The 8829-nt window shown below is 60.1% G+C and carries 10 protein-coding genes; 6 read left to right on the top strand and 4 right to left on the bottom strand.

The features are described from left to right. Together ACIOVB_RS11780 and ntrC are read left to right on the top strand one after the other, a co-directional pair. A partial coding sequence (locus ACIOVB_RS11780) for a hypothetical protein (protein WP_401267814.1) occupies nucleotides 1-111 on the top strand: 111 nt, incomplete at its 5' end. After that, nucleotides 108-1544 carry a nitrogen regulation protein NR(I) gene (gene ntrC / locus ACIOVB_RS11775; RefSeq protein WP_003220781.1) on the top strand — a complete coding sequence of 479 codons (1437 nt, stop codon included), beginning with the start codon at nucleotides 108-110 and terminating at the stop codon, nucleotides 1542-1544. The genes ACIOVB_RS11780 and ntrC, both read left to right, overlap by 4 nt. A 451-nt stretch (nucleotides 1545-1995) precedes the next feature. Here the strand turns inward: ntrC and ACIOVB_RS11770 are convergent, their stop codons facing one another. Then, on the bottom strand, nucleotides 1996-2436 hold the full coding sequence (locus tag ACIOVB_RS11770; protein WP_401267801.1) for a hypothetical protein: 441 nt from the start codon (nucleotides 2434-2436) through the stop codon (nucleotides 1996-1998). Here ACIOVB_RS11770 and ACIOVB_RS11765 point away from each other — a divergent pair. Continuing rightward, a complete protein-coding gene (locus ACIOVB_RS11765) occupies nucleotides 2435-2890 on the top strand; it encodes a tRNA (cytidine(34)-2'-O)-methyltransferase (protein WP_003220777.1) in 456 nt (151 codons plus the stop codon). The genes ACIOVB_RS11770 and ACIOVB_RS11765 overlap by 2 nt on opposite strands. A 101-nt stretch (nucleotides 2891-2991) precedes the next feature. On the opposite strand, the gene secB is transcribed toward ACIOVB_RS11765, so the two are convergent. The 3 genes from secB to ACIOVB_RS11750 are packed head-to-tail and all read right to left on the bottom strand — an operon-like array spanning nucleotide 2992 to nucleotide 4203. Continuing rightward, the gene (gene secB / locus ACIOVB_RS11760; RefSeq protein WP_095190086.1) at nucleotides 2992-3477 is read right to left on the bottom strand and encodes a protein-export chaperone SecB; all 486 of its coding nucleotides are present in this window, start codon (nucleotides 3475-3477) and stop codon (nucleotides 2992-2994) included. Nucleotides 3478-3533: 56 nt separating this feature from the next. Next, the gene (gene grxC, locus ACIOVB_RS11755; RefSeq protein ID WP_401267797.1) at nucleotides 3534-3788 is read right to left on the bottom strand and encodes a glutaredoxin 3; all 255 of its coding nucleotides are present in this window, start codon (nucleotides 3786-3788) and stop codon (nucleotides 3534-3536) included. A gap of 1 nt (nucleotide 3789) precedes the next feature. Further along, nucleotides 3790-4203 carry a rhodanese-like domain-containing protein gene (locus tag ACIOVB_RS11750; protein ID WP_187678872.1) on the bottom strand — a complete coding sequence of 138 codons (414 nt, stop codon included), beginning with the start codon at nucleotides 4201-4203 and terminating at the stop codon, nucleotides 3790-3792. A gap of 153 nt (nucleotides 4204-4356) precedes the next feature. Between ACIOVB_RS11750 and gpmI the strand changes: the two genes are divergently transcribed. From gpmI to ACIOVB_RS11735, 3 genes are all read left to right on the top strand, one after another. Beyond that, the gene (gene gpmI, locus ACIOVB_RS11745) at nucleotides 4357-5886 is read left to right on the top strand and encodes a 2,3-bisphosphoglycerate-independent phosphoglycerate mutase (RefSeq protein WP_401267794.1); all 1530 of its coding nucleotides are present in this window, start codon (nucleotides 4357-4359) and stop codon (nucleotides 5884-5886) included. A gap of 300 nt (nucleotides 5887-6186) precedes the next feature. Continuing rightward, nucleotides 6187-7473 (top strand): murein hydrolase activator EnvC, encoded by a 1287-nt coding sequence (locus ACIOVB_RS11740; protein ID WP_187678874.1) that lies wholly within the window; start codon nucleotides 6187-6189, stop codon nucleotides 7471-7473. Nucleotides 7474-7508: 35 nt separating this feature from the next. Next, the gene (locus ACIOVB_RS11735) at nucleotides 7509-8828 is read left to right on the top strand and encodes a S41 family peptidase (protein WP_401267791.1); all 1320 of its coding nucleotides are present in this window, start codon (nucleotides 7509-7511) and stop codon (nucleotides 8826-8828) included. Nucleotide 8829 lies beyond the last annotated feature (1 nt).

The following is an 8829-nucleotide window of genomic DNA, read 5'->3' as shown; positions in this document are numbered from 1 at the left end:
ACCCAGAACATCATCAGACAGCACAAGGTCCTGATCGAGTTTGACAGCCATCCAGTCCACACCACCTTCTCGATCTTTATTCCACTGGAACAAGGAGCCACATCGACATGAGCCGTAGTGAAACTGTGTGGATCGTCGATGACGACCGTTCTATCCGTTGGGTTCTGGAAAAAGCCTTGCAGCAGGAAGGCATGACCACTCAGAGCTTCGACAGCGCCGATGGCGTGATGAGTCGTCTGGCCCGTCAGCAACCGGACGTGATCATTTCCGACATCCGCATGCCGGGTGCCAGTGGCCTGGACCTGCTGGCGCGGATTCGCGAGCAGCACCCACGGCTGCCGGTCATCATCATGACCGCTCACTCCGATCTGGACAGCGCTGTCGCCTCTTATCAGGGCGGCGCGTTCGAATATCTGCCCAAGCCGTTCGACGTTGATGAGGCGGTTTCGCTGGTCAAGCGCGCCAATCAGCATGCGCAAGAACAGCAAGGCCTGGAAGTGGTGCCAGCGCTGACTCGCACTCCGGAAATCATCGGCGAAGCGCCGGCGATGCAGGAAGTGTTTCGCGCCATCGGCCGCTTGAGCCACTCCAACATCACCGTGCTGATCAACGGCGAATCCGGCACTGGTAAAGAACTGGTCGCCCACGCCCTGCACCGCCACAGCCCGCGCGCGGCCTCGCCGTTCATCGCGCTGAACATGGCGGCGATCCCCAAGGATCTGATGGAATCCGAACTGTTTGGCCACGAGAAGGGCGCGTTCACTGGCGCGGCCAACCTGCGTCGCGGCCGCTTTGAGCAGGCCGACGGCGGCACGCTGTTCCTTGATGAGATCGGCGATATGCCGGCGGATACCCAAACCCGTCTGCTGCGCGTATTGGCCGACGGCGAGTTCTATCGCGTCGGTGGTCATGTTCCGGTCAAGGTCGATGTACGGATCATCGCCGCGACCCACCAGAATCTGGAAACCCTGGTGCATGCCGGGAAATTCCGTGAAGACTTGTTCCACCGCCTCAACGTGATCCGCATCCACATCCCGCGCCTGTCGGATCGTCGCGAAGACATCCCGACCCTGGCCAAGCACTTCCTCAGCCGTGCCGCGCAGGAGCTGGCGGTGGAGCCGAAGCTGCTGAAAAGCGAGACAGAGGAATACCTGAAGAATCTGCCGTGGGGCGGCAACGTGCGCCAGTTGGAGAACACGTGCCGCTGGATCACGGTGATGGCCTCCGGGCGCGAAGTACACATCAGCGACCTGCCGCCGGAACTGCTGAGCCTGCCGCAGGATTCGGCGCCAGTAACCAACTGGGAGCAAGCCCTGCGCCAGTGGGCGGATCAGGCGTTGGCGCGTGGCCAGTCGAGTCTGCTCGACAGTGCAGTGCCGGCGTTTGAGCGGATCATGATCGAAACGGCGTTGAAACATACCGCCGGGCGTCGTCGTGATGCCGCGGTGTTGCTGGGTTGGGGGCGTAATACCCTGACGCGCAAGATCAAGGAACTGGGGATGAAGGTCGATGGTGGGGATGATGATGAAGGGGATGAGGGATGAGGGATGAGGGTTGAGTTCGACCTCAACACCTGAGCGATCTTTTTTCGCATGCACCACCATAAGGCACTTTGACCCGCTATCGCGCACAGCGAGCGGTTCAAAATCCGACACCAAATCACTTGAAAACTGAAACTTTATAAACACGAAAGCCCCGTATTCCGGGGCTTTCGCATTTCTGAAGACGGTTTTTGTTTCAATCCGTAAAAAGCTGGCACGCCCCCTGCAATACCTCTTACAGGTGATTCGATTCACCCACCCTTTCGGGGACCTTGGTACAGGCAGGCCGGGGATTCCCCTCTTTACACCGGGCTCACACCGCAACGGATGCGCCCACCCTTTTGGGATCCTTGGTACAGGCAGGCCGGGGGTTCCCTCTTTACACCGGACTGACGCCATCGCGCAGTCCAGCCTTTTGGGAACCCTGATACAGGCAGGTCAGGGATTCCCGCTTTTATTGCTCCCGGAGATGGATCTCCAGCCGCCAGCGGTCATCGACCTCGCTCCCGGCCCAGTCACCCTGCAGCGGCCGCGCTGCCAGCACCGTCAGCAACAACCCGCCATCACTTACTCGCGTCCGCCAATTAACGTCTTTGCCGTTGAGCTTGAGTTGGCCCTTCTGCGCCTTCCCCTCAGCCTGGAACAACAGCGCCACCGTGCCGTCGATGATTTCACCGTGCAGCTTCGGCTCGTTGTTGAACCAGACCACCAGACCGCCGTCAGTCGCCTCGATCTGCTGCAGCACGCTCGGGTCGGGCGTGGTGAGGCGACCAATCATCAAACCGATCATCAGTCCGACAATCGCCAGCGAACCGATCACCCGTGGGAATAGTTTCGAACGCGAGTCCGCTTGCGGCGTAGAATGCGCGTCATCTTTACCTTCGGAGCCGTGCATGTTTCACGTCATCCTTTTTCAACCAGAAATTCCGCCGAATACCGGCAACGTTATCAGGCTGTGCGCCAACAGCGGCTGCCACCTGCATTTGATCGAACCGCTGGGCTTCGAGATGGACGACAAGCGCTTGCGTCGTGCCGGTCTCGATTACCACGAATATGCCACGCTGCAACGCCACGCCGACCTCGCCAGTTGCCTGGAAAGCCTGGGCAACCCACGCTTGTTCGCCTTCACCACCAAGGGCTCGCGACCGTTTCATGATGCCGCGTTCGTCCCGGGCGATGCGTTCATCTTCGGCCCGGAAAGCCGTGGCCTGCCGCCAGAGGTACTGGACGCCCTGCCCGCCGAACAACGCTTGCGCCTGCCAATGCGCGAAGGCTGCCGCAGCCTGAACCTGTCCAACACCGTGGCAGTGGCCGTGTACGAAGCGTGGCGCCAAAACGACTTCAAATAACACGCAAGCCCCTGACCGATCGTTCCCATGCTCTGCGTGGGAACGATCAGCCAAGAAAAAAGCGCCTGTTACGGCGCTTTTTTCGTTGTTGCTCAGACCGTTTATTGAACGGTTGGCGTCTCGCCGCTTTCCTGCATGCGCTGCAGCTCTTGCGCGTACAGGGCGTCGAAGTTCACCGGAGCCAGCATCAACGCCGGGAACGAACCACGGGTCACCAGGCTGTCCAGAGTCTCACGAGCGTACGGGAACAGGATGTTCGGGCAGAACGCACCCAGGGTGTGGCTCATCGAAGCCGGGTCCAGGTTCTTGATCAGGAAGATACCGGCCTGTTGCACTTCAGCGATGAAGGCCACTTCGTCGCCGTTTTTCACGGTAACGGACAGGGTCAGCACGACTTCGAAGAAATCGCCTTCCAGCTCTTTCTGGCGAGTGTTCAGATCCAGACCGACGCTCGGATCCCATTGCTGGCGGAAAATCGCCGGGCTTTTCGGGGCTTCGAAGGACAAGTCGCGTACGTAGATGCGCTGCAAGGAGAATTGCGGTGCGGTTTCTTCTTCGCTGGCTGCAGTGTTCTGTTGGTCAGTCATCTCAGATCCTTTCTGATCTTGGGTCTTTAGGGATTGCTGTACGTGGGTGCAGCCGTTCAGGCCTTGAGCAGCGCGTCGAGCTTGCCGGCGCGCTCCAGGGCATATAAATCGTCACAACCGCCGATGTGCTTGCTGCCGATCCAGATCTGCGGCACGGATGTGCGGCCGGCCTTCTGGGTCATTTCGGCGCGCAACTGCGGCTTGCCATCGACCTTGATCTCTTTGAAGGCCACGCCTTTGTTCTCGAGCAGGTACTTGGCTCGCGAGCAATAAGGGCAGTAATCGCTGGAGTAGACGATGACTTCGCTCATATCACTTCACCAACGGCAGGTTGTCGCCTTTCCAGCTGGAGATCCCGCCGGACAGCTTGGCGGCGGTGAAGCCGGTCTTCATCAGTTCGCGGGCGTGGGTGCCGGCGGTCTGGCCCAGGGCATCGACCAGAATGATGGTCTTGGCCTTGTGTTTTTCCAGCTCGCCAGTGCGCGCGGCCAGCTTGTCTTGAGGAATGTTGATCGCGCCAACGATGTGGCCGGCAGCGAAATCCTTGGCCGGACGGATGTCCACCACCACGCCTGCTTCTTTGTTGACCAGCGCGGTCAGCTCGCCCGTGCTCAGGCTTTTACCGCCGCCCTGCATCGTGTGCGCCAGCAGCAGAGCCAGCAGTACGACGAAGATACCGACAAGAATGTAGTGGTTAGTGGCAAATTCAATCAGGTGAGCAACCATCGAAGGAGGTTCCAGGGCGTTAAAATGTCGGCCAGTATACACAGCCACTATGGTGGGCCAAACCCCGTCCGGCGGTGACGTGGATTGAACTTGGCTTTAAACTCCAACTCCCTTTTCCATCGCCTTCTTCTTTATTAGCCACGAGTGGATTCCATGACTACCACGCCTAAACCTTTGGTCCTGATCATTCTCGACGGCTTCGGTCACAGCGACAGCCCCGAATCGAATGCCGTTTTCGCGGCGAAGAAGCCCGTGCTGGATCGCCTGTGGGCCACAGTGCCGAACGGCTTGATCTCGGGCAGCGGCATGGACGTCGGCCTGCCGGACGGCCAGATGGGCAACTCCGAAGTCGGCCACATGAACCTCGGTGCCGGTCGCGTGGTGTATCAGGACTTCACCCGTGTGACCAAATCGATCCGCGACGGCGAGTTCTTCGAGAACCCGACCATTTGCGCCGCTGTGGATAAAGCCGTGGCTGCGGGCAAAGCCGTGCACTTCATGGGCCTGCTGTCGGATGGCGGCGTGCACAGCCACCAGGACCACCTGATCGCCATGGCCGAACTGGCCTTCAAGCGTGGCGCCGAAAAAATCTACCTGCACGCCTTCCTCGATGGCCGTGACACCCCGCCGAAAAGCGCCGCATCGTCGATCGAACTGCTCGACGCGACGTTCCAGGCACTCGGCAAGGGCCGCATCGCCAGCATCGTCGGCCGCTACTTCGCCATGGACCGTGACAACCGCTGGGACCGCGTGGCTCAGGCGTACAACCTGATCGTCGACGGCAACAGCGAATACAACGCCGCCACCGCTCAGGAAGGCCTGGAAGCCGCTTACGCTCGCGGCGAGAGCGACGAATTCGTCAAAGCCACCACCATCGGCGAGCCGGTGAAAGTCGAAGACGGCGACGCCGTGGTGTTCATGAACTTCCGCGCCGACCGCGCCCGCGAGCTGACCCGCGTATTCGTCGAAAACGATTTCAACGACTTCGAGCGCGCACGCCAGCCTGCACTTGCCGGTTTCGTCATGCTGACCCAATACGCGGCGAGCATTCCCGCGCCTTGCGCCTTCGCCGCCGGCAGCCTGGAAAACGTGCTGGGCGACTACCTGGCGAAAAACGGCAAGACCCAGCTGCGCATCGCCGAAACCGAGAAATACGCCCATGTGACCTTCTTCTTCTCCGGCGGTCGCGAAGAACCGTTCCCGGGCGAAGAGCGCATCCTGATCCCGTCGCCGAAAGTCGCCACCTACGACCTGCAGCCGGAAATGAGCGCGCCTGAGGTGACCGACCGCATCGTCGATGCCATCGAAAACCAACGCTACGACGTGATAGTGGTCAACTACGCCAACGGCGATATGGTTGGTCATAGCGGCGTGTTCGACGCGGCAGTGAAGGCGGTTGAATGCCTCGACACCTGCGTCGGCCGCATCGTCGAAGCGCTGGAGAAGGTCGATGGCGAAGCACTGATCACCGCTGACCATGGCAACGTCGAGCAAATGGCTGACGAGTCCACCGGGCAGGCGCACACCGCGCACACCACCGAGCCGGTGCCGTTCATTTATGTCGGCAAGCGTGACCTCAAGGTCCGTGAAGGTGGCGTACTGGCGGACGTGGCACCGACCATGCTGAAACTGCTGGGCCTGGAAAAACCGGCAGAAATGACTGGTACCTCGATTCTGGTCTGACTCGAATCAGCAAGCACCGCAAAAAACCTGTTGGAATGATTTTGTGGTCAGGGGATTCATCCCCGATGGGTGGCGGAGCCGCCCTGAAACCTGACACCGCGGCGTATCAGATGCATCGGGTGTTCGGGTTTTACGACTGCTGCGCAGCCGATCGGGGATAAATCCCCTCGCCACAGGTCACTCCTACAAAGGTTTGTGGTGTTTTTCAGTCCAGTTATCACACAGCCCCAATTGGGCGTTTTTTTTGCAGCGTCGGGCGGGCATACTAGGCCGTCCCTTACCCTGGTGCCGCCCGCCCCTATGCTTCGCGTCCTGATTGCCCTCGCTCTGACCTGCCTGCTCCAACCGGCCTTCGCTGACGAGCGCGCGCAAACCCAACAACAGTTGGATGCCACGCGTCAGGATATTGCCGAGCTGAAAAAGCTGCTGGGCAAGCTCCAGGAAGAAAAATCCGGCGTGCAGAAAGAGCTCAAGGGCACTGAAACCGAGATGGGCAAGCTGCAGAAACAGGTCGATGCCCTGCAGAAAGAACTGCAAAAGAGCGAATCCGAGCTGCAGCGACTCGATGCGGAGAAAAAAAAACTCCAGAGCGCGCGCACTGAACAGCAGCGACTGATCGCCATCCAGGCCCGCGCTGCCTACCAGAACGGCCGTCAGGAATACCTCAAGTTGCTGCTCAACCAGCAGAACCCCGAGAAATTCGCCCGCACCCTCACCTATTACGATTACCTGAGCCAGGCCCGCCTGGAGCAGTTGAAGAACTTCAACGAAACCCTGCGCCAACTGGCTAATGTCGAAAAAGACATCGGCTTGCAGCAAGCGCAATTGCTCGTCCAGAAAAGCAGCCTCGACAGCCAGCGTGACGAGCTCGACAAGGTTCGCAAGGAACGCCAGCAAGTCCTCGCCAAGCTCAACGATGACGTGAAGGCCCGCGACCAGAAGCTCGTCGCTCGCGAGCAGGATCAGGCAGACCTGTCTAAAGTCCTTAAAACCATTGAAGAAACCCTGGCCCGACAGGCTCGTGAGGCAGAAGAAGCGCGGCAGAAAGCGCTGATCGCCCAGCAGGAAGCGGAAAAAAAGCGCTTGCGTGAGGCGCAGGCTGAAAACAGCGACGCCCCACGAAAACCAGCCAGATCAACAGCCGGCGCGCTGGTTTCCAGCAGCGGCGAGACCTTTGGCGGGCCTTTTGCTGCAACCCGGGGAAAACTTCCGTGGCCAGTTGATGGTCGACTGCTGGCACGCTTCGGTGAAAGTCGTGGCGACGATGCCCGGACCAAGTGGGATGGCGTGATGATCAGCGCCTCTGCCGGTAGCCAGGTGCACGCCGTACACGGCGGGCGCGTAGTGTTTGCCGACTGGTTGCGCGGTGCCGGGCTGCTGGTGATCCTCGATCACGGCAACGGTTTTCTGAGTCTTTACGGTCACAACCAGACGCTGCTCAAGTCAGCCGGCGACGTGGTTAAAGCAGGTGAGTCCATCTCCACTGTCGGTAACAGTGGCGGCCAGGACACATCAGCGCTGTATTTTGCAATTCGTCAGCAGGGTCACCCGAGTGATCCGGCGCAATGGTGCCGCGCGCAAGGATAGGCGTTGAGTCACCAAATTTCAGGAGTTCGTTCGACATGCTGCATTTGTCCCGCCTTACCTCGCTGGCCCTGACGATCGCCCTGGTGATCGGCGCGCCTTTGGCGTTCGCCGCTCAACCGGCCCCGGCCGTCGCGCCGGCAGGCACTGCCGCGACCTCCAAAGCCCCACTGCCGCTGGAAGAGTTGCGCACCTTTGCCGAGGTCATGGACCGGATCAAAGCCGCCTATGTCGAGCCGGTGGACGACAAGACCCTGCTGGAGAACGCGATCAAGGGCATGCTCAGCAACCTTGATCCGCACTCCGCTTATCTGGGCCCTGAAGACTTCACCGAGTTGCAGGAAAGCACCAGCGGCGAGTTCGGCGGTCTGGGTATCGAAGTCGGTGCCGAAGACGGTTTCATCAAAGTCGTCTCGCCAATCGACGACACGCCTGCGTCGAAGGCCGGTATTCAGGCCGGCGACTTCATCGTCAAGATCAACGGCGCGCCGACGCGCGGCCAGACCATGACCGAAGCCGTGGACAAGATGCGCGGCAAGATCGGCCAGAAAATCACCCTGACCCTGGTCCGTGACGGTGGCACGCCGTTCGACGTGACTTTGGCGCGTGCAGTGATTCAGGTGAAGAGCGTCAAGTCGCAGTTGCTCGAATCGGGCTACGGTTACATCCGCATCACCCAGTTCCAGGTCAAGACCGGTGAAGAGGTCTCCAAGGCCCTGGCCAAGATGCGCAAGGACAACGGCAAGAAGCTCAACGGCATCATTCTCGACCTGCGCAACAACCCGGGCGGCGTGTTGCAGGCGGCGGTGGAAGTGGTCGACCACTTCATCACCAAAGGCCTGATCGTCTACACCAAAGGCCGGATCGCCAACTCCGAGCTGCGCTTCTCCGCCACCGGCAAGGACGAAAGCGAAGCCGTGCCGATGGTCGTGATGATCAACGGTGGCAGCGCCTCGGCCTCGGAAATCGTCGCCGGCGCCCTGCAGGATCAGAAACGCGCTGTGGTCATGGGTACCACCAGTTTCGGCAAAGGCTCGGTACAAACCGTGCTGCCGCTGAATAACGACCGCGCGCTGAAGATCACCACCGCGCTGTACTTCACGCCCAATGGTCGCTCGATCCAGGCCCAGGGCATCGTCCCGGACATCGAAGTGCGCAAGGCCAAGATCACCAACGAGGCGGACGGCGATTACTTCAAGGAAGCCGATCTGCAAGGTCACTTGGGCAATGGCAACGGCGGCGCCGACAAACCGACCGGTTCCGGCACCAAGGCCAAAGCGATGCCGCAGGATGATGATTACCAGTTGGCCCAGGCCCTCAGCCTGCTCAAAGGCCTGAGCATCACCTCCGGCCGTTGAG

It is taken from the genome of Pseudomonas sp. NPDC087639, assembly GCF_044743385.1.
Classification (GTDB): Bacteria; Pseudomonadota; Gammaproteobacteria; order Pseudomonadales; family Pseudomonadaceae; genus Aquipseudomonas.
Note: the sequence above shows the minus strand (reverse complement) of the source record. Positions and strands in the feature narration are given on the sequence as shown.

Bases quoted from the DNA above. Each gene is read 5' to 3' on its own strand.
- ntrC (WP_003220781.1), top strand. From the start codon at position 108: ATGAGCCGTAGTGAAACTGTGTGGATCGTCGATGACGACCGTTCTATC.
- ACIOVB_RS11765 (WP_003220777.1), top strand. From the start codon at position 2,435: ATGTTTCACGTCATCCTTTTTCAACCAGAAATTCCGCCGAATACCGGC.
- ACIOVB_RS11770 (WP_401267801.1), bottom strand. From the start codon at position 2,436: ATGCACGGCTCCGAAGGTAAAGATGACGCGCATTCTACGCCGCAAGCG.
- secB (WP_095190086.1), bottom strand. From the start codon at position 3,477: ATGACTGACCAACAGAACACTGCAGCCAGCGAAGAAGAAACCGCACCG.
- grxC (WP_401267797.1), bottom strand. From the start codon at position 3,788: ATGAGCGAAGTCATCGTCTACTCCAGCGATTACTGCCCTTATTGCTCG.
- ACIOVB_RS11750 (WP_187678872.1), bottom strand. From the start codon at position 4,203: ATGGTTGCTCACCTGATTGAATTTGCCACTAACCACTACATTCTTGTC.
- gpmI (WP_401267794.1), top strand. From the start codon at position 4,357: ATGACTACCACGCCTAAACCTTTGGTCCTGATCATTCTCGACGGCTTC.
- ACIOVB_RS11740 (WP_187678874.1), top strand. From the start codon at position 6,187: ATGCTTCGCGTCCTGATTGCCCTCGCTCTGACCTGCCTGCTCCAACCG.
- ACIOVB_RS11735 (WP_401267791.1), top strand. From the start codon at position 7,509: ATGCTGCATTTGTCCCGCCTTACCTCGCTGGCCCTGACGATCGCCCTG.